The sequence below is a fragment of the Phycobacter sedimenti genome (genome assembly GCF_038148855.1).
GTDB lineage: Bacteria > Pseudomonadota > Alphaproteobacteria > Rhodobacterales > Rhodobacteraceae > Phycobacter > Phycobacter sedimenti.
In genome coordinates, this window is record NZ_JBBVGR010000006.1 from 8,361 (window position 1) to 33,432 (window position 25,072).

General features: G+C 61.2%; 25 protein-coding genes and 2 tRNA genes. 11 read left to right on the top strand and 16 right to left on the bottom strand.

Annotated features, from left to right (window positions below; translation table 11 throughout):
- From AADA15_RS11380 to AADA15_RS11400, 5 genes are all read right to left on the bottom strand, one after another.
- Positions 1-74: transfer RNA gene (locus tag AADA15_RS11380), tRNA-Arg, on the bottom strand.
- 90 nt (positions 75-164) lie between these two features.
- Positions 165-241 (bottom strand) — tRNA-Arg (locus AADA15_RS11385).
- 90 nt (positions 242-331) lie between these two features.
- Complete coding sequence (locus AADA15_RS11390) at positions 332-1,717, bottom strand: sensor histidine kinase (RefSeq protein ID WP_341641686.1); 1,386 nt, start codon at positions 1,715-1,717, stop codon at positions 332-334.
- 15 nt (positions 1,718-1,732) lie between these two features.
- Positions 1,733-3,151, bottom strand: coding sequence for a dihydrolipoyl dehydrogenase family protein (locus AADA15_RS11395; RefSeq protein ID WP_341641687.1), 1,419 nt, complete (start codon positions 3,149-3,151; stop codon positions 1,733-1,735).
- Between the two features lie 2 nt (positions 3,152-3,153).
- Positions 3,154-3,912, bottom strand: a complete 759-nt coding sequence (locus AADA15_RS11400) for a TVP38/TMEM64 family protein (protein WP_341641688.1) — start codon at positions 3,910-3,912, stop codon at positions 3,154-3,156.
- 343 nt (positions 3,913-4,255) lie between these two features.
- On the opposite strand from AADA15_RS11400, the gene rpmH reads away from it, so the two are divergent.
- The 3 genes from rpmH to yidD are packed head-to-tail and all read left to right on the top strand — an operon-like array spanning position 4,256 to position 5,150.
- Entirely contained in the window at positions 4,256-4,390 is a 135-nt protein-coding gene (rpmH, locus tag AADA15_RS11405; protein WP_008554144.1) for a 50S ribosomal protein L34, read from the top strand.
- Between the two features lie 29 nt (positions 4,391-4,419).
- Positions 4,420-4,845 carry a ribonuclease P protein component gene (gene rnpA, locus AADA15_RS11410; protein WP_341641689.1) on the top strand — a complete coding sequence of 142 codons (426 nt, stop codon included), beginning with the start codon at positions 4,420-4,422 and terminating at the stop codon, positions 4,843-4,845.
- Positions 4,846-4,895: 50 nt separating this feature from the next.
- Positions 4,896-5,150 (top strand): membrane protein insertion efficiency factor YidD, encoded by a 255-nt coding sequence (gene yidD / locus AADA15_RS11415; protein ID WP_341641690.1) that lies wholly within the window; start codon positions 4,896-4,898, stop codon positions 5,148-5,150.
- A 4-nt stretch (positions 5,151-5,154) separates the two neighbouring features.
- On the opposite strand, the gene AADA15_RS11420 is transcribed toward yidD, so the two are convergent.
- Complete coding sequence (locus tag AADA15_RS11420; protein ID WP_341641691.1) at positions 5,155-5,691, bottom strand: DUF3833 domain-containing protein; 537 nt, start codon at positions 5,689-5,691, stop codon at positions 5,155-5,157.
- 120 nt (positions 5,692-5,811) lie between these two features.
- Here AADA15_RS11420 and ttcA point away from each other — a divergent pair, with 120 nt between their 5' ends.
- The 5 genes from ttcA (at position 5,812) to yihA (ending at position 11,656) form a co-directional block, all read left to right on the top strand.
- Entirely contained in the window at positions 5,812-6,699 is an 888-nt protein-coding gene (gene ttcA, locus AADA15_RS11425; protein WP_341641692.1) for a tRNA 2-thiocytidine(32) synthetase TtcA, read from the top strand.
- A gap of 66 nt (positions 6,700-6,765) precedes the next feature.
- Positions 6,766-8,310: a putative bifunctional diguanylate cyclase/phosphodiesterase gene (locus AADA15_RS11430; protein ID WP_341641693.1), complete on the top strand. Its 1,545-nt coding sequence runs from the start codon at positions 6,766-6,768 to the stop codon at positions 8,308-8,310.
- Between the two features lie 135 nt (positions 8,311-8,445).
- Positions 8,446-10,257 (top strand): membrane protein insertase YidC, encoded by a 1,812-nt coding sequence (gene yidC, locus AADA15_RS11435; RefSeq protein WP_341641694.1) that lies wholly within the window; start codon positions 8,446-8,448, stop codon positions 10,255-10,257.
- The gene (locus tag AADA15_RS11440; RefSeq protein ID WP_341641695.1) at positions 10,254-11,006 is read left to right on the top strand and encodes an MOSC domain-containing protein; all 753 of its coding nucleotides are present in this window, start codon (positions 10,254-10,256) and stop codon (positions 11,004-11,006) included. Before yidC ends, AADA15_RS11440 begins: the two co-directional genes overlap by 4 nt.
- Positions 11,006-11,656 (top strand): ribosome biogenesis GTP-binding protein YihA/YsxC, encoded by a 651-nt coding sequence (yihA, locus tag AADA15_RS11445; RefSeq protein WP_341641696.1) that lies wholly within the window; start codon positions 11,006-11,008, stop codon positions 11,654-11,656. Before AADA15_RS11440 ends, yihA begins: the two co-directional genes overlap by 1 nt.
- 15 nt (positions 11,657-11,671) lie before the next feature.
- Here yihA and AADA15_RS11450 read toward each other — a convergent pair whose 3' ends face one another.
- The gene (locus tag AADA15_RS11450; RefSeq protein ID WP_341641697.1) at positions 11,672-12,400 is read right to left on the bottom strand and encodes an SDR family NAD(P)-dependent oxidoreductase; all 729 of its coding nucleotides are present in this window, start codon (positions 12,398-12,400) and stop codon (positions 11,672-11,674) included.
- Between the two features lie 121 nt (positions 12,401-12,521).
- Between AADA15_RS11450 and argB the strand changes: the two genes are divergently transcribed.
- The gene (argB, locus tag AADA15_RS11455) at positions 12,522-13,382 is read left to right on the top strand and encodes an acetylglutamate kinase (protein WP_341641698.1); all 861 of its coding nucleotides are present in this window, start codon (positions 12,522-12,524) and stop codon (positions 13,380-13,382) included.
- A gap of 776 nt (positions 13,383-14,158) precedes the next feature.
- Entirely contained in the window at positions 14,159-14,656 is a 498-nt protein-coding gene (locus AADA15_RS11460; RefSeq protein ID WP_341641699.1) for a SixA phosphatase family protein, read from the top strand.
- A 71-nt stretch (positions 14,657-14,727) separates the two neighbouring features.
- On the opposite strand, the gene AADA15_RS11465 is transcribed toward AADA15_RS11460, so the two are convergent.
- From AADA15_RS11465 to crcB, 8 genes are all read right to left on the bottom strand, one after another.
- Entirely contained in the window at positions 14,728-15,477 is a 750-nt protein-coding gene (locus AADA15_RS11465; RefSeq protein ID WP_341641985.1) for an amino acid ABC transporter ATP-binding protein, read from the bottom strand.
- Between the two features lie 30 nt (positions 15,478-15,507).
- Entirely contained in the window at positions 15,508-16,806 is a 1,299-nt protein-coding gene (locus AADA15_RS11470; protein WP_341641700.1) for an amino acid ABC transporter permease, read from the bottom strand.
- Between the two features lie 3 nt (positions 16,807-16,809).
- Positions 16,810-18,042, bottom strand: coding sequence for an amino acid ABC transporter permease (locus AADA15_RS11475; protein WP_341641701.1), 1,233 nt, complete (start codon positions 18,040-18,042; stop codon positions 16,810-16,812).
- 127 nt (positions 18,043-18,169) lie between these two features.
- Positions 18,170-19,186 (bottom strand): amino acid ABC transporter substrate-binding protein, encoded by a 1,017-nt coding sequence (locus AADA15_RS11480; protein ID WP_341641702.1) that lies wholly within the window; start codon positions 19,184-19,186, stop codon positions 18,170-18,172.
- Positions 19,187-19,410: 224 nt separating this feature from the next.
- Positions 19,411-20,118: an ATP12 family chaperone protein gene (locus AADA15_RS11485; protein ID WP_341641703.1), complete on the bottom strand. Its 708-nt coding sequence runs from the start codon at positions 20,116-20,118 to the stop codon at positions 19,411-19,413.
- Between the two features lie 4 nt (positions 20,119-20,122).
- Positions 20,123-20,791: an HAD-IA family hydrolase gene (locus tag AADA15_RS11490; RefSeq protein ID WP_341641704.1), complete on the bottom strand. Its 669-nt coding sequence runs from the start codon at positions 20,789-20,791 to the stop codon at positions 20,123-20,125.
- The gene (locus AADA15_RS11495; RefSeq protein ID WP_341641705.1) at positions 20,788-21,834 is read right to left on the bottom strand and encodes an RluA family pseudouridine synthase; all 1,047 of its coding nucleotides are present in this window, start codon (positions 21,832-21,834) and stop codon (positions 20,788-20,790) included. Before AADA15_RS11495 ends, AADA15_RS11490 begins: the two co-directional genes overlap by 4 nt.
- Positions 21,831-22,211, bottom strand: a complete 381-nt coding sequence (crcB, locus tag AADA15_RS11500; protein ID WP_341641706.1) for a fluoride efflux transporter CrcB — start codon at positions 22,209-22,211, stop codon at positions 21,831-21,833. The genes AADA15_RS11495 and crcB overlap by 4 nt, the downstream gene beginning before the upstream one ends.
- A gap of 163 nt (positions 22,212-22,374) precedes the next feature.
- Between crcB and AADA15_RS11505 the strand changes: the two genes are divergently transcribed.
- Positions 22,375-23,748 (top strand): multicopper oxidase family protein, encoded by a 1,374-nt coding sequence (locus tag AADA15_RS11505; RefSeq protein ID WP_341641707.1) that lies wholly within the window; start codon positions 22,375-22,377, stop codon positions 23,746-23,748.
- Between the two features lie 4 nt (positions 23,749-23,752).
- Here AADA15_RS11505 and AADA15_RS11510 read toward each other — a convergent pair whose 3' ends face one another.
- Positions 23,753-25,069: a replication-associated recombination protein A gene (locus AADA15_RS11510; RefSeq protein ID WP_341641708.1), complete on the bottom strand. Its 1,317-nt coding sequence runs from the start codon at positions 25,067-25,069 to the stop codon at positions 23,753-23,755.
- Positions 25,070-25,072: the final 3 nt, after the last annotated feature.

A 25,072-nucleotide genomic window follows, 5' to 3' on the forward strand; every position in this document is an offset into this window, starting at 1 on the left:
CGGACCGAGGAGGATTCGAACCCCCGACCCCTTGATTCGTAGTCAAGTACTCTATCCAGCTGAGCTATCGGTCCACTGCTGCGGGATTGAGGCTCCCGGCATGGAACTGTATGTCACGTTCCATTTGGCCTGTTCCGAACTGCCGCGACCGGCGGTTCGGGTAGTGGCGGACCGAGGAGGATTCGAACCCCCGACCCCTTGATTCGTAGTCAAGTACTCTATCCAGCTGAGCTATCGGTCCACTGGAGGCGGGGTTTAATCCTAGCAGATGACCGGCGCAACCCCAAAAACGAAATTAGTTTGAGTGGGAGGCGTCATCCATCCGCACCGGCTAAAAGGCCCCATCTCCCTTTGGCAGGCAAATCTCGAAAACCGTTCCCTCTGGACCTGTCTGGCGCAAGTAGACCCCGCCCCCGTGACCGCGCGCCAACTCCTGCGCGATGGCCAGGCCCAGACCACTGCCGCCCTTTCGAGCCCCGCCCTGAAATGGCTTGAAAAGCTTATCCTGCGCTTTCTGGGGCAGGCCCGGTCCGGTGTCTTCGATACGGATTAGCCAGGTTTCTGCCTCGTCCTGCGCAGAGATGGTGATCCGGCCCGGTTTCCCGGTCGCCGCGATGGCCTGCCGGGCATTGCGCACCAGATTCATCACGATCCGAAACAACTGTTCCTGATCGGCCCGCACCACCAGGTCGGCAGGAACAGAGGCGACGATGTCGATCTCGGTTCCCGTAGCCGCCAGAGATTCGCTTTCGGCCACATCGCTGGCAATCTCGAGCAGCGCCACCTGCGTGAACGTCGGCGCCGGCTCCTCTGCGCGCCCAAATGCCAAGGTCCCTTCGCACAGGGAAACAGCGCGGGTGATCGAATTCACCAGCTTGGGTGCAAGCCTGCGCACCAGAGGATCTTCGCTGGTTTCAATGCGGTCGGTGAACAGCTGCGCCGAGGTAAGGATATTGCGAAGATCGTGACTGACCTTGGCCACGGCTCCGCCAAGCTGGGCCAGACGTTCTTTCTGTTTCAGCGCATGCGTCAGTTCGGTCTGAAGCTTCATCAGCGCCTCTTCGGCTTCGCGCAGCTCGGTCACGCCGGCATTGGGCTGGATGATGCCACGCGCATCTTCGGGTGCTGCCGCATAGCGCTGCATGTAGCCCACCACCCCCTTGATCGGGCGCACCAGAAAGACGCGCACCGCCATGAACAGCAAGAGCGCGGTAAAGACCGAGATCACCGCTGACAGGACAAGGATCCTCACACCATAGTCGATCATGGCAGCCCTGAGTGGAGCCGTTTCCATGGTGATCTCGATCAGCAGCCCTGCATCCCGCACCGGTGCACCAATGACCCGGATGATCCGGTTGCCCGGCGTCACCATGCGTTTCATCGCATCACCAATCAGGGTGAAGGGTCCGGTCATCCGCAGATCGAACGTGCCTTCAATAGGCTGAGGAATCGGGGAAGACAGAACCAGCTGTCGCATCTCATCCCGGCGCAGAACCACGTTGAACACGCCGGCATTCTCCAGAAGCTCTGCTTCCAGGTCGCTGTCCAGCATATCATCCGCCAAAAGTGCAAGCGAGGCGATCTGCGCGCGCTCCAGCCGGTCAGACAGGTAATCGAGGCGAAACCTTGAGACCGAGGGCACAAAGATCAGCACTTCGGCCAGCATCACAAAGACCGTGGTCAGAACCAGGAATCTGCCCGACAGCGTATTCAGCATTGCGCCCCTTTCGGCCTAGGGGATCCAGCGTTGAACAAACCGGACCACGCGTTCAACCTTGGGATTATCAAATAGGCGCGGAGAGAAATAGGCCCCCGCAGCGCGTTTGTTGACCTCCCCGATCGTCGGATAGGGGGAGACCATGGCTGCAACCTGGCTCATTTTCATTTTGTTGGCGAGGACAAGCGACCAGAGATTGATCAGCTCTCCGGCCTGATGCCCCACGATGGTCACGCCCACGGGGCGCCCCTTGACCACCATCACCTTGATGAATCCCTTGGCCTTGCGCTCGGCCAGGGCGCGGTCGTTGTGGCTGAAATCGAAGCGCGCGACCTCAAGCCTTTCGCCATGCACCTGCCGCGCCTCGGCTTCGGTCAGACCGACCTGCGCCAGCTCCGGATCCGTGTAGGTGGCGCGGGGAATATGGGCGGTCTTGGCCTTTGAGGGCAGGCCAAAGAGGCTGGAGCGGATGATCACCCCGGCATGATAGCCTGCCACATGAGTGAATTGCAGCCCACCCGCCACATCGCCGATGGCATAGACTCTCCGGTTGGAGGTCCGCAGGCTGGCGTCGACCTTGATGCCCGTTTTGGTCCGGTCGATCCCTGCTTTCGTGAGATCCAGCCGATCCATGTTGGCCTTGCGCCCCACCGCGACCAGCAGATGCGTGCCTTTGAAGATACGGCCATCCTGGACCTCGACTTCAATGGCACCCGCCTGCCCACGCACCTCGGCAGCCAACGCCTGCTGGGCGATCTCGACGCCTTCGCTGCGCAGGTGATCCAACACCACTGCTGCCGCCTCGGGATCGTCCCGGCCCAGCGCCGTACCGCCTTCGATAACCGTCACCTTGCAGCCAAGGCGGACGTGGGCCTGTGCCATCTCCATGCCGATGGGACCACCGCCGATAATCAGCAGGTGTTCCGGGCGTTCGCGAAGATCGAACAGGGTTTCGTTTGTCTCGTAGGGCACCTGATCGAGACCGGGAATCGGCGGCACCAGCGGGGAAGAGCCGGTCGCGATCACGATCCGCCTTGCGGTTATGGAATAGCCCCCGGCCTCCACTTCGCGCGCAGAGACAAATCGGCCGAACTCCCGGATGACATGCACCCCGAAGCCTTCGAACCGCTCCTGACTGTCGACCGGTGCAATGGTTTCGATCACATCGCGCACATGATCCTTTGCCGCAGCGTAGTCCACCTGCGGCGCCTGACCGGCGACACCAAAGGGGCTGGAATGTGCCTGACCATAGGCCGCCTTGGCACTGGCAAGCAGCGCCTTGGACGGCACGCAGCCGTAGTTCAGGCAGTCGCCGCCCATTTTGTGCCCTTCCAGAAGAACAACATCCGCGCCCATCTGGCTGGCCCCGGCGGCAACGGACAGCCCCCCGGACCCAGCGCCGATCACCAACAGGTCACATGCGAGTTTTTTCATGATCAGGCCTCCGGCCTTTTGCCGGGCGCCTTGCCACGCACGGATTTCACGATGATCGGCATGACCGCAAGCACACATAGCCCCAGGATCGGGCCGATTACGTGTGGCTCCCACAGAAGCGACAGATCCGGATCCTCCCCGCGGTCAAAGACCGCGCCAACCCCAACCCCGATCCAGGTAAAGACGATGGCACCAGGGATGATGCCCAGCGCAGTGGTCCACAGGAAGTTGCCGAACTTCACCCCCACCATGGCCGGCAGGAGATTCGCCACAAAGAACGGCACCGCAGGCACCAGCCGCAGCAGCAGGAGCACCTCGATCTCGTTCTGGCGCAAGGCATGCTTCAGCATCTGCACCCGCCCTTCGGCAGCCTCGAAGCGCGCCGACAGCATGTCGCCCAGCCCCCAGCGCGCCGCAAGAAAAATACCGGCAGCCCCGATGGTGGCCGAAACCACGTTCAATGCTGTCCCAGTCGCCAGGCCGAACAGGAACCCGCCCGTGACCGAAGCCACCGCCGCGCCCGGCAGCGAAAAGACAACCATCACGACGTAGATGGCCGCAAAGGAGGCAGCGAGGCCCAGAAAGTTCTGATCCCGAAAGCCGAGAAGCGCCTCGCGATTGTCACGCAGGGTTTCAAAGGTCAGATAATCCTTGAGCGTCACCGCACCGATGATCGCAACGATGGCAACGACAATCAGTGGCAAATGCCGGGCCAGCCCCGTCTTCTGGGGATCCGGTTGTGGAACTGTGCCGTTGCTCATCTTGGTGCCTCTCCTGTCTCTTGCCGCTTCCTACCGCCAATATGGCCAGAGTGCACGTTTAGGGCATAGCAGTTCACGGTCGCTTGATCTTTGGAGATCGTATTTGTGATAATGTCCGTCAAGCGGGCGCCGATCTGAAATATTCCGCGAAGGAAACGCCTCTTTTCCGGCTGCGCAACGCGGTTTTGTGACATAAATATTGTATCAAGGTCAGAAAAGCCGCGAAAAACCCGGCCAATGGGTTTGACTTGGCGCCCGATCCCTCCTAAAGACCGGGCTTCGAGATTAGACCCGGCAGGCGATTCCGCGCCGCGCCCGATGACATAATGTGGAGACCGGAGCGATGAAACGCACCTATCAGCCTTCGAACCTGGTTCGCAAACGCCGCCACGGCTTCCGTGCGCGCATGGCCACCAAGGCAGGCCGCAAGATCCTGAACGCACGCCGCGCACGTGGCCGCAAAGAGCTGAGCGCATAAGTTCGCGCCACGCTGCACGCGTTGACGGAATGACACCGCCGAAGGCCCCCAAGGACGGCTCTGCCGACACGCGGGACACGCCTTCGGCGGTTTCCGTTTGTCAGGATGATGCCGAAACACTGACCAACATCGAAGTCATCACCAAACGCCGTGATTTTCTTGCGGCGGCCCGCGCGCGCCGTCAGGGCAGCAAGGGCATGATGGTTCAGGGGCGCAACCGCCGTGATGATGGCGGGATTCGCGTCGGCTTTACCTGCTCCAAGAAAGTCGGCAATGCGGTTGCCCGCAATCGCGCCAAGCGCCGCCTGCGTGAAGTGGCCCGGATGGTGCTGCCCGCACATGGCCGTGCCGGTTGGGACTATGTTCTGATCGGGCGTGCGCAGGACACGGCCCAGCGCCCCTTCGAAGAGCTGAAGCGGGACCTGATCTACGCCCTCAGGAAAATCCACGGCTGATCTGGCCTGCGGGGCTTTCATGCAAGGTCATCGGAGCCTATCTACAGCGCATGTCACCCTTTGCCCGTCTCATAGCGTTGCCCGTGCACGCCTATCGGCTGATCTTCAGCCCATGGGTCGGGTTCAACTGTCGGTATCAGCCCACCTGCTCTGCCTATGCGCTTGAGGCGCTGGAAAAGCACGGGGCGATCAAGGGCAGCTGGCTTGCAGCGCGGCGGATCGGGCGGTGCCACCCGTTTGGCGGGGATGGCTACGACCCGGTTCCCGACAAGACCGCCCAGCCCCCCGAAGCACCGGACAACTGATTGGCTATTTCTTCTCGAAGAAAATAGTCACCTCGCCAAGCGTCACTCCAAAGCGGCTCATGTAGGCCTTGTTCAGCAGGCGTCCATCTTCCAGCAGCCACATCCAGTCATCAAAGCTGACCCGCATCGTGTCACCATCCGGCATCGGCAGATCGATGGTGTAGCGCCAGTTGAAGGTATCGCCACTCTCTTCGCCCGTTGCGACGCCCTGAACGCCTTCGGCAGTGCCCTGCCAGCTGTCCTCGCCAGTCTGTGTCAGCGACCAGATGCGCTGCTCGGTGCTGCCATCGGCATACTCGAAGTTTTCGACCAGCTTCAGCGTGTTACCATCCCAGGTACCGTCGATCTCGACCTTGAAACGGCGCCGTACAGTGCCGAACCGGTCGGTGAACTGGCCGTAGGCGACCGTCCGCCCGTCAAAATACTCCTCAAGGTTCAACCGTTTGTCACTCAGGCTCTGGTCCGCAAGATCAGGCCGCCCGCAGGCCGACAAGACCAGCCCCAGGACCAGCGCATAGATACAGACAAAAAATGCTCGCATCATCTTCTCCTTTCGGAGGGTTACGCTGCGGTGCGGCCTTTGGATGACCAAGATCTCGCTTGTGGGGCTGATCAACGGAATCTTCTTGGCAAAAACCGCTCCAGAGGCTACGGGGCCGTCATGCTTGATGATGATCTGGACGAAATCCACCCGCTGTTTGCCGGTGCGCCCTCTACCACCGAGTTCAAGAAGCTGCGCAAACGCATCGTGCGCTATGCCCGCGAGGCGATTGAGCAATACGGTATGGTGGAACGCCGCGCCGATGGCAGCACACCGCGCTGGCTGGTCTGCCTGTCTGGCGGCAAGGACAGCTATACGCTCCTCGCGGTGCTTTACGAACTGAAATGGCGCGGCCTTCTGCCGGTGGACCTTCTGGCCTGCAATCTGGATCAGGGTCAGCCGGGCTTTCCGGCCACGGTTCTGCCCGAGTTTCTGGAAAAGATGGGCGTGCCACACCGCATAGAGTATCAGGACACCTACAGCATCGTTGTCGACAAGGTCCCGCAGGGGCGCACCTATTGCGCGCTCTGCTCGCGCCTGCGGCGCGGCAACCTCTACCGGATTGCCCGCGAAGAAGGCTGCTCTGCCGTCGTGCTCGGGCATCATCGAGACGACATCCTTGAAACCTTCTTCATGAACCTGTTCCACGGAGGGCGTCTGGCCACCATGCCGCCGAAACTGGTCAATGAAGAAGGCGATCTGTTCGTGTTTCGCCCCCTTGCCCATGTGGCAGAGGCCGACTGCGAAAAATTCGCCAAGGCCATGAATTACCCGATCATTCCCTGTGATCTGTGCGGCAGTCAGGACGGGCTGCAACGCCAGCAGGTCAAACAGATTCTGGACCAGTGGGAATCAAACAGCCCGGGACGGCGCCAGGTGATGTTCCGGGCCCTCATGAATGCGCGCCCCTCCCACCTTTTGGACCCGAAATTGTTCGATTTTGCCGGACTGGAGCTGAAAAACGCGTTTGAAGCAGCAGAATCCGACGAGATTCCCGCATTGCGTTAACTCCGCGGTCAGAAGCAGCCCCTAGTCTCATCCTGCACTCATGTGCTGAAGGGGAAAGGTCTGCTCATGCCCAAATTCCAATCAGGTCTGCTGACGCGCATCAGGAGAAAAGTGGCACCGGCGTTGTTCACGCCACCGGTGCTTGCTTTCCTGCCTGCCCTGACGCTCGCGACCTTCTGGCTTGGCGGCGAGGCGGCTCTTTTGTGGGTGGCATTGGGCCTGCCTGTGCTGTTTGCCGCGCTTGGCGGCTTTGACCGCTCTCGCAGCCTTGGCACGCCCCGCGACAGCATCACCGGCATGATCCTGCGCGAGGGATTTGAAACCGAAGTACGCGAGGTGTTCGAGGAAACCACCGACACTGGCCTGCGGTCGGTCATCTACCTGATCGAGATCGACGACTTCAAAGACATCGTGGACCGCTATGGTCAGGAAGCCGGGGATCAGATCATTCAACGCTGCGGTGATCGCATCGCAAGCACCCTGCGCAACAAGGACACCGTCGCGCGGATCGGTGACAGCAAGTTCGGCGTCTGCCTGACCCCGGTTTTGCAGCTTGATCTGGAATCCTGCGTACAGCTTTCGGGACGCATGCAATCGGCCGTGGAAGAGCCGATCAGCCTTGATGGCACCTCGGTATACGTCTCCTGTTCGATCGGCTTTTGTCTGCGCAGCCGGGCGCCGGGCACCAAGCCATCGGATTGGAGCGGCGCTGCGGCCACGGCCCTGGCAGATGCCCAACAGAATGGACCCTCCGGCATTCGCGTCTACTCAGCCGACATCTATCACCGCAACAAGGCACGGTGCAATTTGCGGGATGAAGCTGCAGAGGCTTTGGAGTCGGGGCAGATCGTGCCGTGGTTCCAGCCACAGATTTCGACCGACACAGGCCGCGTCTCCGGCTTCGAGGCGCTCGCGCGCTGGATGCATCCTGTCCGCGGCCTTATTCCGCCAAACAGCTTCCTGCCCGCGCTTGAAGAAGCCGGTTTGATGGAGCGGCTGAGCCAGGTGATGCTGTTTCACTCCCTTACGGCGATCAAAGCCTGGGATGCTGCAGGAGTCGAAGTACCCTCGGTAGGTGTGAACTTTGCCACGCAGGAACTGCGCAACCCGGGTCTTGCCGACAATGTGCGCTGGGAGCTTGAGCGCTTTGGCCTGTCGCCGGAACGCCTGTCGGTCGAGGTACTGGAAACGGTGATGACCGATCAGCCCGACGATGTGGTCACCCGCAATATCGCCGCACTCAGCGCAATGGGCTGCCGAATCGAGTTGGATGACTTTGGCACCGGACATGCCTCCATATCGGCGGTTCGCCGGTTCAATATCTCGCGCATCAAGATCGACCGCTCCTTTGTCATGAAATCGGACCGCGACCCAGAACAGCAGAAGTTGATCGCAGCCATTCTGACCATGGCAGAGCGTCTGGATCTGGAAACCCTGGCCGAAGGTGTGGAAACCGTCGGGGAACATGCCCTCCTGTCACAACTGGGATGCGATCATGTTCAAGGCTTTGGTATTGGGCGCCCCATGCCTTTTGACCAAACTCTCGATTGGATGACAGCCCATCAGGCGAAACTGCAGGATGCGCCGTTGATTGGTCGCCAAAACCCCTGAAATCGCGGATTGCAGAGGGAAACCTCTGGTCGGCGGCGCTATGACGCCGTCGATTTTCCCGATTCCGCTTGACCTTTGCGGCTCACCTCTGTTGAACCACACCCTGTCATTCCATGCACGAGGTGGCGGTCCCCAATGGACGATCAGAACAAGAATCTCATTCTCGCAACAGCGCTCAGCTTCCTGGTGATTCTCGGGTGGTACAGTTTTTTCCCTCCGCCAGAGCCGGAAACGCCCCCCGAGCCGGTTGCCGCTGAAACCGCTCCGGCCAGCGCAACTGCCAGTGCCCCCGGCGTCGCCCAGAGCGGCACCGCCGTCAGCACGCAGCCGAGCGAGGAGGTCAAAGCCCCGAGCGCTCCGCGTCTGAAGATCGACACGCCGCGCCTGGCTGGCAGCATCTCGCTGCAGGGTGGCCGCATCGACGATCTTGCACTGAAAGACTACCGCGAATCTCTGGATGAGGATGCGGATATCGTTCACGTGCTGACCCCTGTCGGCCAGCCTGAAGCCTTTTACGCGCTCTATGGCTGGGCACCAGGCGCTGGCCTGACCTTTGAGGATGTCCCTGGCGCCAATACCATCTGGTCGGCAGAGGGGGGGCAAACCCTGACGCCCGAAACCCCAATCACCATGACTTGGGACAATGGCAAGGGGCTGACCTTCTCTCGCACAGTATCGGTTGACGAAAACTACCTCTTTTCTGTGACCCAGTCCGTCCGCAACGCCAGCGGTTCGACAGTTGCCCTTGCCCCCTACGGCACGCTGGCCCGCCATGGCGAGCCGTCCGATCTCAAGAACTTCTTTATCCTGCATGAAGGCGTTGTGGGTATGGCCGATGGCGAGTTGGCCGAAATCGACTATGACGACATGGTGGATTTCGAACCTGACCCCCGTGACGGCGCCCGAGCCGAAGTGAAGCAGATCGAAAGCAATGGCTGGATCGGCTTCACCGACCACTACTGGATGTCCACTCTGGTGCCCGCACCGGGCCAAGGCTTCCGCTCGATCGCAAAGTATGACGAGCGCCGCGAGATCTACCAGACAGACATCGTTCTGCCGACCCAGACCCTGGCGGATGGTCAATCCGCAGAAGTCACCACCATGCTGTTCTCCGGTGCCAAGGAATGGGCAACCATCCGCGGCTACCAGAAGGACGGTATCGAAGGCTTCCTCGACAGTATCGACTGGGGCTGGTTCTTCTTCCTGACCAAGCCTATCTTCGCGGTCCTGCACTGGCTCAATGCCCTGATCGGCAACATGGGCTGGGCGATCATCGGCCTCACCATCTTCATCAAGATCCTCGTCTTCCCGCTGGCGTACAAGTCCTACGCTTCTATGGCGAAAATGAAGGAACTGCAGCCGGAGATGGAGAAGCTGAAAGAGCGCGCCGGCGATGACCGACAGAAGCTGCAGAAAGAGATGATGGAGCTCTACAAGAAAGAGAAGGTCAATCCGGCCGCCGGCTGTCTGCCGATCCTGATCCAGATCCCGATCTTCTTCTCGCTCTACAAGGTGATCTTCGTGACGCTGGAACTGCGCCACGCCCCCTTCTTCGGTCCCTTCCAGGACCTCAGCGCGCCGGACCCGACCTCGCTGATGAACCTCTTCGGCCTGCTGCCCTTCGCGGCCCCTGCCGCTGAGAGCGTTCTGTCGCTGATCTTCATCGGCATTCTGCCCATCCTGCTGGGCATCTCGATGTGGCTGCAGCAGAAGCTGAACCCGGCGCCCACCGATCCGACGCAGAAGATGATCTTTGCCTGGATGCCGTGGGTCTTCATGTTCATGCTGGGTGGTTTCGCCTCGGGTCTGGTGGTCTACTGGATCGCAAACAACACGATCACCTTTACCCAGCAGTATCTGATCATGCGCAGCCACGGCTACAAGCCGGACGTCTTTGGCAACATCAAGTCGAGCCTCAAGCGCGAACCAAAGACGGACGGAAAATGAGCCACACCGTTACAGAAATCTGGCGCCACCCGGTCAAATCACATGGCCGGGAGGCGCTGGAGAGCGTCACGCTGACCGCCGGGCAGACCATGCCCGGCGATCGCGTTTGGGCGGTTGCCCATGAGGCCTCCACGGCCGACGGCAGCGCCTGGGTGCCCTGCTCCAATTTCAGCCGCGTCGCCAAGGCACCGCAACTGATGGCCATCACCGCAGCCTACGATGCCGCGGCAGGCACAGTGTCCCTGAGCCACCCCGACCGTGACACTCTGACGTTCAATCCCGATGCGCTGGACGATCTGCCTCGTTTTCTCGACTGGGTGCGCCCGCTGATGCCCGACGGGCGCGCAACCTCCGCACGGATTGTGCGCGTTCCGGGACGCGGCATGACGGATACCGATTTCCCCTCGGTGACCCTGTGCAATCTTGCCTCCCACCACGCGGTTGAGGCCGCCATGGGTCAGGATCTGTCTCCCTTGCGCTGGCGCGGGAACATCTGGTTCGATCTGGTTGAGGCCTGGGCAGAACATGACTGGCTGGGCCGTGACGTCCAGATTGGCGAAGCGGTCTTTGCCGTGCGCGAACGCACCCAGCGCTGCATGGCAACAACAGCGAACCCAATCACGGGCGTGCGCGATGCCGACACGCTCAAGACCCTGAACGGCGCATTCGGCCATCAGGATTTTTCGGTCTATGCAGAGGTCGTACGCGGCGGTGACATCCGCCTCGGCGATCCGGTAAAGGTGCTTTGATGCAATTGCAATTTCCCCTGGCGGAAACGCCCGATGACGTGACCGCGGAAAAGGGTCGCAAGCTTTTTGCGGGCCAGTCGGAGTTCCTGAAGGGCGTCGTCGCCATGACCGGCCTGCCCGAGGCGGACCGGGTTGAGGTTTGTTTTGCAGGCCGCTCGAACGTGGGCAAATCAAGCCTGATCAATGCGCTGACCGGCACCAAGGGGCTGGCGCGCGCGTCCAACACGCCGGGGCGTACGCAGGAAATCAACTATTTCACCCAAGGGCCCGAGCTCTACCTCGTGGACCTTCCGGGTTATGGCTATGCCAATGCCCCGCTGGCAGTGGTGGAAAAATGGCAGAAACTGCTGAAACGCTATCTCAGCGGCCGCCAGACCCTGCGCCGCGCCTTTGTGCTGATCGACAGCCGTCATGGCATCAAGAAGGTCGATGAGGAAATCATGGCGCTTCTGGACAGTGCGGCGGTGACATTCCAATGCGTCATGACCAAGGCTGACAAGGTCAAGGCCAAGGATCTGGACAAGGTGCTGGAACAGGTGCGCGGCGCGCTCTCGAAACACCCTGCCGCCTATCCTGAGATTGTCCTGACCTCCTCGGAAAAGGGCGACGGGATCGCGACCCTGCGCACGATTATCGCCGGTATCGACTAACGCTGCAGGCGCCCGTCAGACATGCTGGGCGCCATTCACCTCGATCTCGGCCCCCGAGATGTAGGAACTCCCCTCCGAACACAGGAAATAGATCGCAGCGGCGACCTCTTCCGGCTGGCCAAGGCGCTGCATCGGCAGCTTTTCCACGATCTGTTCCGTCCCCGGCGAAAGGATCGCCGTTTCCACTTCGCCTGGCGCAATGGCATTGACCCGAACGCCCAGCGGGCCGAAGTCATGCGCCATCTCACGCGTGAGCGCCGCCAATGCGGCCTTTGAGGTCGCATAGGCCGCGCCTGCAAAGGGGTGCACACGGCTGCCTGCGATGGAAGTCACATTGACCACCGATCCCTTGGCGGCGGCCAATTCATCCTTGAGGCCACGTGCCAGCACCACCGAGGCAAAGAAGTTCACATGGAACACCTTGCCCCAAGTCATGAGATCCGTGTCGAGCGTGTTCAGGCGCTCTCCGTTCGGCCCCTTCGGCGATATCCCGGCATTGTTGACCAGGGCATCCAGCCGCCCCCCCAGACGCTCCTGGATCACGCCCACGGCATTGATCGTGTCGCTGGGATCCGAGAGATCCAGCTGGACGTGGTTTTCCTCTCCGCCGCCCCAGGGACATTCCTGCGGGAAAGGCTGGCGCGAGCAGGTGATGACCCGCCAGCCTTCGGCGTTGAAATGGCGCACGGTCGCATGACCGATGCCGCGACTGGCTCCGGTGAGCAAAAGCGTCTTCTGGCTCATGGGGTGTGTTCCGCTCTGAGGGATGGATGCTGCGACCCTATCATTCCCGTCGGCCGCTGCAACGCCCACTTGGCAGGAGGCGCAGAACCGCGTAACACGGTGCGCCAAAGGGACCCCAGCTATGAAGAAACAAGATATGAACCGCGATTGGATTGCCACCGCCGAGACTTTGTCCAGCGCCCTGCCCTACATGCAGCGCTATGACGATGCCATCATCGTCATCAAGCTGGGCGGCCACGCCATGGGCAGCGACGAGGCGATGGAGACCTTTGCCCGCGATATCGTGCTGCTGCGCCAGGTCGGGGTGAACCCTGTCATCGTGCATGGCGGCGGGCCGATGATCAATTCGATGCTCGACAAGCTCCAGATCCAGTCGGAGTTCGTCAACGGCAAGCGGGTCACAGACAAGGCGACGATGGACGTCGTGGAGATGGTGCTGTCCGGCCTTGTGAACAAACGCATCGTGCAGGCCATCAACGCCCAGGGCGGCATGGCCGTGGGCCTCTCGGGCAAGGATGCCAACCTGATCACCTGCGAAATGACCAACCCGGACCTCGGGTTTGTCGGAACGCCGGTCGAGATGAACCCGACCGTGCTGCGTCATCTCTTCGAAAAAGAGATCATTCCGGTCATTGCCCCCATCGGCGCAGGCCGCGACGGGGAGACCTTCAACATCAACGGCGACACCGCAGCCGGGGCGGTCGCCGAATCGCTCAACGCCGACCGGCTCTTGCTGCTGACAGATGTCTCGGGAGTAAAAAACGCTGACGGCGAGGTGGTGACCGAACTCAAGGCGGCGGATGTCGAGGCGATGACCGAATCCGGCGTGATCGCGGGCGGCATGATCCCCAAGACCGAAACCGCCCTGGCCGCCGTACGCAATGGTGTGCGCGCCTGTACCATCGTGGATGGGCGGGTTCCAAATGCAGTTCTCTTGGAACTGTTTACCGACCACGGTGCCGGCTCGATGATCCGCGCCTGACCAGCCCTCTGCCTCATGACGACATAAACCGCCCCCTGCAGGGCGGTTTTCTTTTGGAAACCTCTCATCCGCCAGTAAGATCATGGGTACGCGCAAGGAGCCTCCATGAAAGCAGTTGTCACATATCAGGAGATACTGGACGCTGCGCACAAGCATCACCTTGACGTCCTTGGTGCAGTCAATCCGGCCAGGACACCGACACAGGAGCTGACCTCGGGGACGCTGATCCTGCTTGGCCTGACCGGGCAAGACAGCTGGACACGCCTGCAAAACACGCCCGAGTTTCTGGACGGCAGACCGGATCCTCTGGATCGATGGTCTCGCCGCGTGGTTGATCGGCTGGGGCAGCAGTTTGATGCTGCAACGCATTATCCTTTTGGCGGGCCGCCCTATCGTCCTTTTGTGAGCTGGGCCCTGGCATCGGGCCGGGCTTTCACATCCCCGTCGCATATGCTGGTCCATGATACTGTTGGCATGTTGATATCTTACAGGGGCGCGCTGCATTTGCGGCAGGACATCGAAATACCGGCACCGCCATTGCAGCGCTCCCCGTGCGAAACCTGTACGGGCCGTCCCTGCTTGACGACCTGCCCCGTACACGCACTGGTTGACGCAGGTCCCTATGACCTGTCAGCCTGCCACAGCCACCTGGAGACCCCGAACGGGCTCCACTGCCTTTCAAACGGTTGCCTTGCCAGGCTTGCCTGCCCCCTTAGCCAGGGCGCAGACCGCGCCCCGGCGCAGTCAGCCCATCACATGAGTTATTTCCACAAGACATGACCTGTACCCTCATTCTGACCCGCCACGCAAAATCTGCCTGGGACACCAGCGCCCCCAGCGATCATTCCCGCCCGCTGAACAAACGGGGCCGGGCCTCGGCCAAAGCGCTTGGGGATTGGCTTAGGGATATCAAACAGCTGCCAACGCAGGTTCTGTCCTCCTCAGCGCAGCGCACGCGGGAGACATACGATCTGATGGGCATAGAGGCGCCTGCCGTATTTACCGAGCGGCTGTATCATGCCAGCTCGGACATCATCTTTCAGGTACTGAGGGAAGCCGCCCATCCGCAAACGATGATCCTGGGGCACAATCCCGGCATTGCCGCCTTTGCCCATGCCATCGTGAACCATCCTCCGGACCACTCGCGCTTTGACGATTTTCCAACCGGCGCAACGCTGATCGCCAGGTTCGACATCGACACCTGGAACGATCTGACCTGGAGCAGCGGCAAGGTGGTCGACTTCACCGTCCCGCGTGAACTCTTGGGCGCCTGAGCGCCCCCTACAAACAGAAAAACCCGCCGGGGCATCCCGGCGGGTCTTTTTGTGCCCTATAATCCCGGAGCTTAGTGCCCGAGGATCTGGCTCAGGAACAGCTGCGTCCGCTCGCTTTGCGGGTTGTTGAAGAAGGCCTCCGGCTCGTTCTGTTCCACGATCTGGCCCGCATCCATGAAGATCACGCGGTTCGCCACCTGACGGGCAAAACCCATCTCGTGCGTTACGCACAGCATGGTCATACCTTCCTCCGCGAGTTCGATCATGGTGTCGAGCACCTCCTTGATCATCTCGGGATCCAGCGCCGATGTCGGTTCATCGAACAGCATGATGCGCGGCATCATGCACAGGCTGCGCGCGATGGCCACACGCTGCTGCTGACCACCGGAAAGCTGACCGGGGTACTTGTTGGCCTGATCCGGGATCTTGACCTTCTCGAGGAAGTGCATCGCACGTTCTTCGGCTTCCCTCTTGGGCGTCTTGCGGACCCAGATCGGTGCCAGCGTGCAGTTCTCGAGGATGGTCAGGTGCGGGAACAGGTTGAAGTGCTGGAAGCACATGCCAACCTCGGACCGGATCTTGTCGATGTTCTTCAGATCCGACGACAGCAGCGTCCCGTCCACGGTAATCGAACCCTGCTGGTGTTCTTCCAGCGCGTTGATGCAGCGGATCAGGGTCGATTTACCAGATCCAGAGGGGCCACAGATGACGATCCGCTCCCCCTCGTAGACCGTCAGGTTGATGTCCCGCAGCACGTGGAAAGAGCCGTACCACTTGTTCATTCCGTCAATGGTGATCGCGACTTTGTCGGATACCTGCATTTGTGAAGTGCCAGTCATATCTTGGCCTCCTTATCGGTGATCGGTCGCAAGACGGCGTTCCAGCCATTGCGAGTATTGAGAGATGCCGTAGCAGACGACGAAGAACAGGAGCGCGGCAAAGCCCAGAAGCTCCCAGTAGACGCCGTTCCATTCGGTCGAAGCCAGGATCGGCCCGCGGATCATGCCCACGAGGTCGAACATCGAGATGACCGAAACCAGCGTGGTGTCCTTGAACAGGCCAACAGCCACGTTCACGATACCGGGGATCGAGATCTTCAGCGCCTGCGGCAGGATGATCAGACGCATCGCCTGCGGGTAGTCGAGACCCAGCGAATCCGCTGCCTCGTACTGGCCCTTGGGCAATGCAGCAAGGCCACCCCGGATCACCTCGGCGATATAGGCTGCCGAGAACATGGTGATCATGATGACCACGCGCAGGAACAGGTCCACGGTGGCATCCGGCGGGAAGAAGTAGGCCAGCATCACCGAAGCCACGAACAGAAGCGTGATCAGCGGCACGCCCCGCACGAACTCGATGAAGACGACGCAGATCCACTTGATCAGCGGCATGTTCGACTGACGGCCCAGCGCCAGGGCAATGCCCAGCGGCAGGGACAGCGACACACAGGTCACACCCAGCATCAGGTTCAGCATGAAGCCGCCCAGATCGCGCGAGGGCACGGCCTGCAGCATGGCGTTCTCCGAGGCCCCTTCAGGGATCAGCATCCCGCCCAGCGCCCAGATGATCAGCGCAGCTGCGATACCCCCGAAAAAGCCCGCAGCAAAGGAACCACGACCATAGACCTGAAACACCACCCCCCCGGCAACAAAGCCCAAGAGAGCAATGATCGGCGCCATGATGGTCCCGCCCCAGATCAGCCAGAAGGCGATAAAGGGATAGAGGCCGGTAAAGATCAGCATCTTGCGCGGCAGGTCAAAGAACAGGACCGGGGCCACGGCAACCAGCAGCAGAACCAGGGCCAGATTCGGACGCCAGTAGAACTCAGCCGGGTATTTGAACCCGTAGAGGAGCTGATGCCAGCGCTCGGTCAGGACCGAGAAACAGGCGCCCACTTTGCCATCAAGCACCTCGCGGCACTCGTTCAGAGAGGTGGTCGTCCAGACGCCGTTGAACAGCCAGGGCACGGTTTTCTGCAGGATCAGGTAGATCACTGTCAAGGCAACCAGCGTGAGGATCCCGTTCGGAACGCTGGAGAACAGGTTTTCCCGCAGCCATTTGACCACCCCGGCCTGGCTGGCAGGCGGCGGCGACGGTGGAATGGTGCCTTTGGCGACAAAGGCGATCGAATCAGATGTCTTGTCACTCATGGCTCAGCGCTCCTTCAGCTTCACGGAGGCGTTGTAGATGTTCATCACCATCGAGATGACCAGCGATGCGGTGAGATAGAAGAGCATCAGCAGCAGCACGCATTCGATCGCGCGGCCCGTCTGGTTGAGGGTGATGCCGCCCAAGGTCGCGGTGATATCCGCATAGCCCACGGCGATCGCCAGCGAGGAGTTCTTGGTGATGTTGAGATACTGCGAAATCAGCGGTGGGATGATCACCCGCAGCGCCTGCGGCAGGATCACCAGGTTCATGATGCGTCCGGGACGCAGACCCAGAGCCGCAGCGGCCTCGGTCTGACCTTTGGAGATCGCCTGGATACCGGCCCGCACGTTCTCGGCGATAAAGGCACCGGTATAGATCGACAGCGCAAACCACAGTGCGATCAGCGGCCCGCCGATCTTGATGCCACCCTGGAAGTTGAAGCCCTTCAGCGCGGGTACTTCCCAGGTCAGTCCCATGATGACCATCAAAAGCAGGAACGGAATCAGCCACACGCCCAGCACCATCAGCAGGGTCTTGGGGCGAACGCCCGTTGCTTCCTGTTTCTGGGTCGCCCAGGCATCGATCTTGCGGGTCGCAAAGAACGAGCCGAAAAGAACCGCCAGCACCAGCAGCCAGTTCATCGCCGCCGAAGCAAACAGTCCGCTCTCGAACCAGGGCATCGGGATGTAGACGCCACGGTTTGTGAAGGCAAAGAGATCCAGCGCCATGCTTGCATCCGGGCTATCTCCCCGAAATTCCCTGGGGCCAGGCAGCGCCGCCGTCATGATGGTGAAAATGATGATGATCCAGATCAGAACCGGAATGTTCCGGAAGATCTCGACATAGACCGCCATCAGCTTGGAAACGAGCCAGTTGTTGGAAAGGCGCAGAACGCCGGCAATCACGCCGAATATGGTGGCGGTGATACAGGCAAGAAAGGCAACCAGAAGCGTGTTCAGGATACCAACCAGAGCCGCGCGACCATGGCTGTCCTGGTTGTCATATTCGACAAGGCGCTGGTTGATATCGTAGCCGGCGGGATTGCCGAGGAAGTCGTATGAGATGTTGAGACCTGCGGCGCGCAGGTTCTGGATCAGGTTGTTGCCCAGATACCAGATCGACAGGGCCAGCAGGATCGCGGCGATGGCCTGGAAGGTCAACGAACGATAGCGGGTATCGTTGACCAACATGGACAGCCGAAACTGCTCCTGTGGAGGGTCAGTAAGAGTTGACATGTAAAGAGATCCCCGAGGCAGCGAATTTATGTCACGGCGGGGTTATTCCCCGCTCCGCAGAAATCCGAAGCTTTCATATGGTTAGGAAAAGGGCGCGGAATGAACCCGCGCCCTCTCCTTGGTGTGTTTAGCGGAAGGGCGGCGAGTACAGCAGGCCACCTTCGGTCCACTGTGCGTTCAGGCCGCGCGCAAGACCGATCGGGGTGTCTTCACCGATGTTCTTGGCAAACACTTCACCGTAGTTGCCGCCAGCGGCGATCGCGTTTTTCGCCCAGTCAGCCGACAGACCCAGCATCTCGCCCAGGGTGCCTTCGGTACCCAGCAGACGGTTGATTTCCGGGTTGGTGGTGCCTGCGGACATTTCCGCCAGGTTGGCAGAGGTCACGCCCAATTCTTCGGCGGTGATCAGCGCGTTCAGCGTCCAGCGGACCACGTCACCCCATTCGTTGTCGCCGTGGCGGACAAGCGGGCCGAGCGGCTCTTTGGAGATGATCTCGGGCAGCAGGACGTGCGCGGAGGGGTCGTCAAAGGTCGCGCGGGTTGCCGCCAGACCGGAAGCGTCGGTGGTGTAGACGTCACAGGCGCCAGCCAGGTACTGCTGCTGTGCTTCGGCGTTGGTTTCGATCGGAACCGGCTCGTAGCTGATGTTGTTCGAGCGGAAGAAGTCCGCCAGGTTCAGCTCGGTGGTGGTGCCGGTCTGGATGCAAACGGTTGCGCCGTCCAGTTCCTTGGCCGAGGACACGCCCAGCTCTTTGGGAACCATGAAGCCCTGACCGTCGTAGTAGTTCACGCCGGTGAATTCGAACTTCAGGTCGACATCGCGCGAGAAGGTCCAGGTGGTGTTGCGCGCCAGCATGTCGATTTCACCCGAGGCCAGAGCCGTGAAGCGGGTTTTGCCGGTGGTCGGCACGAATTCGACAGCGGTCGAGTCGCCCAGCACGGCCGCAGCGACGGCACGGCAGACAGCGACGTCAAAACCTTCCCATTCCCCATTCGCATTCGGAGCAGCAAAACCGACCAGACCGGTGGTGACGCCGCAGTTCAGTTTGCCGCGGGCTTTCACATCGTCCAGCGTGCCGGCAGCAGCTGCACCAGCAGCAACACCGGCAACGGTCAGCGCGCCCAAAAATACGGATTTGTTCATTTTTACCTCTTCCTGATGTTCCGCCTGTTTTGGCGGTTTTTTTACCGACGGGTAAACGCCGGAGCGGTGTGACCTAGGGAAAACACCTAAATCGCAAGGAAGTTTGGGCGGATTCATAAACAAACGTCAAGGGCACGATCACCAATTTCGATGGACGCATGGCGAACACAGGGGGCGATTGTTAAATTTTTTCGCTTTGCCCGCCCCCACAGCAATTTCATGTCTCAGGATGAAAACTGGTAGAACCGTTTCGCGTGCATGAAGGCTGCTTTTTTGAGCTCGGACGATTCTCGCGCTTCGTCATCCACCCCCCATTGCTCTTCCTGCCAGCGCTCATCAAGCCGGGACATCTCCCAGATTTCATCCGCTTCACGCCAGCCGTGAGCGGCGGCAAATCCCAGTATCAACGACCCCGACATGCAAACCAGATCGTGAAAAGCCGCAAGTTGAAAAGGGGTTAACGCATACACACGGGTGCGCAGGAGGGCCAGGGCCTCAGCATCCTGCGGTGTGTGCAGAATACCGCTGCGGGGGGCCAACCGCGCACCCAAGGCCACATGCGCCCAATCCAGCGCCGGGTCCCATTCCTCGGCCTGACGCGCCACCAGCTCCTGTGGGTTCTCTGCGCGATAGCACAGCAGATCGGTGTCCCCATAGTCCGCCAACATGTCGGCGACCTCAGTGTGCTGATGTGTCACCTTGTCGAGCGCAGCATTTGCAGAGCGCGTGAACGGCATCGTCGAGGGATCAACTGATTCGCTCTGCGCGTCCCATTCTGAGGCAACGGCCTCAGCCATCTGCAGGGATGGGACGATCAGGGCAGACTTTGCAGGAGTGCGAACGCGCCGCCCGTCCAGCTCTACCGTGTATCCATCCTCAAGCTCCGCGACAGAGGTGGTTTTCCAAAATCGTTTCGGTGCCCATTCACTCATCGTCTCATGCCTTCCAGATCTGTTTCAGAAGCGGCGCCAGTTCGGTGAAATCGCCGATCCTGTGGTCCGCGACCAGCCGCTCCGCCGGGTGATACCCCCAATCGACTGCAATCGTCGTCACCCCGGCCGCCCGGCCCATGTCCATATCAAAACTCGTATCCCCGATCATCACCGCATGCTGTGGCTCGACCCCGGTTTCGGCCAGAGCCGTCAGAACCATCGAGGGATGCGGTTTGGAGGGGTGATGATCTGCCACCTGCCGGGTAACGAAACAGTCAAGCCGGTGCGCCGCAATCAGCGCATCCAGCCCGCGCTGGGATTTTCCGGTGGCCACGCCGAGCAGGTATTCGGGCACCGCATGCAGCGCCTCAAGTGTTGCACGGGCACCGGGAAACAGGGGAGAGTGCCCCGCCCCCTCCTGTTCGCGCGCAGACTTGTAGGCCTGTTTGTAACCCTCGACCAGCGCGCCCTGAAGCGACGGATCGGCGTCCGGTGCCAATTGCGCCATGGCCTGCGGCAAGGAAAGTCCCACGATCGACAGGATCGCATCCCGCGGCGGCATGGGCAGGTCCACCGCGGCGAATGCCTCTGCCATCGCTCCGGTGATCGCGCCCTGGCTATCCGCCAGCGTACCATCCACGTCAAAGAGAACCAGCCGCAGAGGCGCGTTCATTGCAGTTCCTCGAAGGGATCCTCCGCCGCCAGATCCTCGGTCCAGCCGAAGGTCTCCCAGCTATCCTTCATGTGATCGGGCAGCTCTGCCGTGACCGAAATCGTCTTCTTGGTGGTGGGGTGTTCAAAGGCCATGCGACGGCAATGCAGATGCAGCTTCTTGCTGATGATCCCGCCCAGTTGCGCGCCCCAGCCATCGCCAAGGTTTTCCTGACCAGAGCCACCATATTTCCCATCGCCCACAATGGGGTGGCCGATCTCGGCCATATGCGCCCGCAGCTGGTGGGTGCGGCCCGTGATGGGCTCCATCGCCACCCAGGAGGCGCGCCCCGCCACACGGTAAAGCGTCGCGTAAAGCGTATGGGCACGTTTGGCGCCGGGCGTGCTGTCGATCTCGGACGGATGAATGGCGATCATCTTTTCGCCTTCGCCGCTACGCCCATGCCCGCCTGCCTTCACAAGGCCCGCCTTGATTTCACCCAGGTAGGGCGTAGGCACACCAGCCACCAGCGCCCAGTAGATCTTGCGCGTGTTGCGATGCCGGAAGGCGGCTGTCAGCGCCTGCGCCGCTGCGCGGGTGCGCGCCAGCACGAGAACGCCCGAGGTATCCTTGTCCAGCCTGTGCACCAGCCGCGGCTTTTCCTCGTAGTCAAAGCACAGCGCCTCGGCCAGGCCATCCACGTGTTTCGTGGTGCCGCTGCCCCCCTGCACGGCCAGACCGTGCGGCTTGTTCAGAACAATCACATCGTCGTCCTTGTAGATCACGCAGTCGCGGATCATCTTGGCATCGGCATCAGATATGCGCCGCTTTTCCGGCGTCATGGGCTGATGATCCGCCGAGGGCAGTGGAGGCACCCGCACCGATTGGCCCGCCTCGACCCGCGTGCTGGCCTTGACGCGCCCGCCATCGATGCGCAGCTCGCCCTTGCGGCACATCTTTTCGATCCGCCCCTGGCTCACATGCGGGAACAGACGCCGCAGCCAGCGGTCCACGCGCTGGCCTGCGTCCTCTTCGGTGACGGTAATGGTCTGAACGCCGCTCATGCGAATACTCCTCTGGCGGCCATCAGGCCAAGAAACAGACTGCCGACGGACAGCCCCACAGACAGCGCAATATAAAGGGCCGCCTGCCCCATTGCACCCCGTTCGATCAGGTTCGCCGTCTCCAGCGAAAACGCCGAGAAGGTGGTGAACCCGCCAAGGACACCTGTCATCACGAAGGGGCCGAGATGGGTCAGCCCCTTGTGCGCGGCGGCAACCACAAAGGCGCCCATCAGGAAAGAGCCGATCACGTTGACGGTGATGATCGCGAGCGGAAACTCTGAATGACCAATCAGGCGCACCACGCCCAGCCCGGCAAGATAACGCAGCGCAGCGCCAATAGCCCCGCCCAGGGCGACATATAGAACGGTTGGATACATGCGCGGTCTGTCGCGCGGCTGGCGCGGGATGTCAAGTTTTCCACGCCCTTCCCGCCGCAAAGCCGCACTGCACAAGAAACATGGCAACCTTCCAGTAGGTAGAAATCTTGCCAAGGGGCATGCCTTGTCTACGTTGAATGGCAAGACAGCCAAAGGAGACGCCATGCCGACCCGTAGATCCCTGCTTGCCGGGCTTGCCAGCCTGCCACTCTTGCCTCGGATGAGCCTTGCCTCTGCACCTGCGCATCGGCTGCGGCTGGCGCCGACGCTCTTGCAAGTCGCGCCTGCCCAGTATGGCAAAACGGATCTCTGGGGTGTCAACGGCAGCGTTCCCGGCCCGGCGTTACGGGCGCGCCGAGGGGAACGGATGCGGGTGGAAATCGACAATGCCCTGCCTCAGGCCACCTCGATGCACTGGCACGGCATTCGGATCGAGAATGCGATGGACGGTGTACCTGGCCTGACGCAGGATCCGATCGCTCCGGGTGGCACGTTCACCTACGATTTTGCCCTGCCCGATGCGGGCACCTATTGGTACCACTCCCACGCGCAATCCGTCGAACAGGTGGAGCGCGGGCTGCAAGGGCCGCTGATCATCGCGGAAGACGAGGCACCCGATGTGGATCAGGATCTTGTGCTGATGCTGGATGACATCCGCCTGGCCAGCGATGCCTCAGTCGATCCGCAATTCGCCCATCCCCATGACCGCTCCCACGCCGGAAGGTTGGGCAACGTGATGCTGACCAATGGCCAAATGGAGGCAAGCTTTCCGGTGGCGCAGGGTGAGCGGCTGCGGCTGCGGCTGATCAACAGCGCAAATGCCCGCATCTTTGCGCTGGGCCTGCAGGGATTGACCGGCCGGATCATGGCCTATGACGGCATGCCGCTCACCACACCAGAGGCCATCCCAGACCGGATGCTGTTGGCCCCTGCACAGCGGATCGATCTGATCGTCGATGTGACCGCCAATGCGGGAGAAGACGCTTTCCTCATCCAGTTCGAGCGCGATGGCGGCTATGCGCAGGCCATCTTCCCGATCTCTGCCGGAACCTCAGCCACGCGTGGCACGTCCGCGCCGCTGCCGCCAAACCCCGACCATCCGATTGATCTGGAAAGTGCACGCGCAGCGAGCCTGCGCATGGAGGGCGGCGCCATGGGCGGGATGCAATCGGCAAACTGGCAGGGAAAGGAACAAGACATGCGATCCCTCGCGCAGGCCGGGCAGTTCTGGGCCTTCAACGGGGTTGTTGGCAGGCCAGATACACCGCTTGTGCGCGCCGCGCTTGGTGAGAGCGTCCAGATCACCATGGCCAACGACACCGCCTTTCCCCATGCCATGCACCTGCACGGGATGCATTTTGCCGAAGTCTTGCCGGACGGCGGCCTTGGCCCCTTGCGCGACACGCTGCTGATGATGCGGGGCGAGACGCGCACAATTGCTTTCAACGCCCATAATCCCGGCAAATGGCTGCTGCATTGCCACATGCTGTCCCATCACGCGGCCGGCATGGGCACCTGGATCGAGGTAACGGCGTAACCGGTCAGCTGCCCCGCTGCAGCCGTAGCTTGGCAAAGAACTCGGTCCGGCGTTTCAGCTCACGCTCGAACCCGCGTTCGACCGGCTGATAGAGGACCGGGCGTTTCACGCCCTCGGGAAAGTAGTTCTGCCCTGAAAACCCGTCTTCGGCATCGTGGTCATATGCATAGCCCTCGCCATAGCCCTGCTCCGACATCAACTTGGTCGGGGCATTGAGGATATGTTTGGGCGGCGGTGCGCTGCCGGTTTCCTTGGCCAGACGCCGCGCCGCCTTGTAGGCCATATAGCCCGCGTTGGTCTTGGGCGCGAGCGCCAGATAGATCACCGCCTGCGCCAGCGCCAGCTCTCCCTCTGGACTGCCGATCCGCTCGTAGGTTTCCCAGGCCTGGAGGCAGACCGCCTGCGCCTGCGGGTCAGCGAGCGCGATATCCTCGACCGCCATACGCGTCAGGCGCCGGGCCAGATAGCGGGGATCTTCTCCGCCCTCCAGCATGCGTGCGAACCAGTAAAGCGCGGCATCCGGGTCCGAGCCGCGCACGGATTTATGCAGGGCCGAAATGAGGTTGTAGTGTTCATCACCGGACTTGTCGTATTTCGCGGCCCGCCGCATCAGTCGCGTTGCCAATGCCTCGCGGCCCAGGGGTGCCTCGACCCGCCAGGCCGCGACCTGCTCAATCAGATTAAGGAGCGCCCGCCCATCGCCATCGGCCATCTCCTGCAGGGCATCGCGCGCATCTCCGGTCAGCGGCAGCGCCCGCCCGAGTTCTTTCTCGGCGCGCTGCGTCAGCAACTCTAGCTCAGTGAGCGGCAGGCGCTCCAGCACCAGGACCTGCGCGCGGGACAAAAGCGCTGCATTGAGCTCGAAACTGGGGTTCTCGGTGGTGGCGCCGACCAGAAGGATGGTGCCATCCTCCATATGTGGCAGAAAGCCGTCCTGCTGTGCCTTGTTGAAACGGTGGATCTCATCAACGAAGAGGAGCGTTCCCTGCCCGTTGGCGCGCCTGTGTTTGGCCGCTTCGAACACCTTTTTGAGGTCCGGCACGCCTGTAAAGATGGCCGAGATTTGCACAAAATGCAGATCGGTTTCCTTGGCCAGAAGCCGCGCGATGGTGGTCTTGCCCACGCCCGGCGGGCCCCAGAAAATCAGTGAAGACAGCGACCGCGATGCCAGCATGACCCCCAAAGGCGCCTCGGGGCCAAGAACTTGGCTCTGACCGATCACCTCCGACAGGGACTTGGGGCGCAACCGGTCCGCCAGAGGGCGGTTTGGCTCTGGCCCATCCGGTGCAGTGCCCGGCTCGCTATCAAAGAGATCCGACATTGC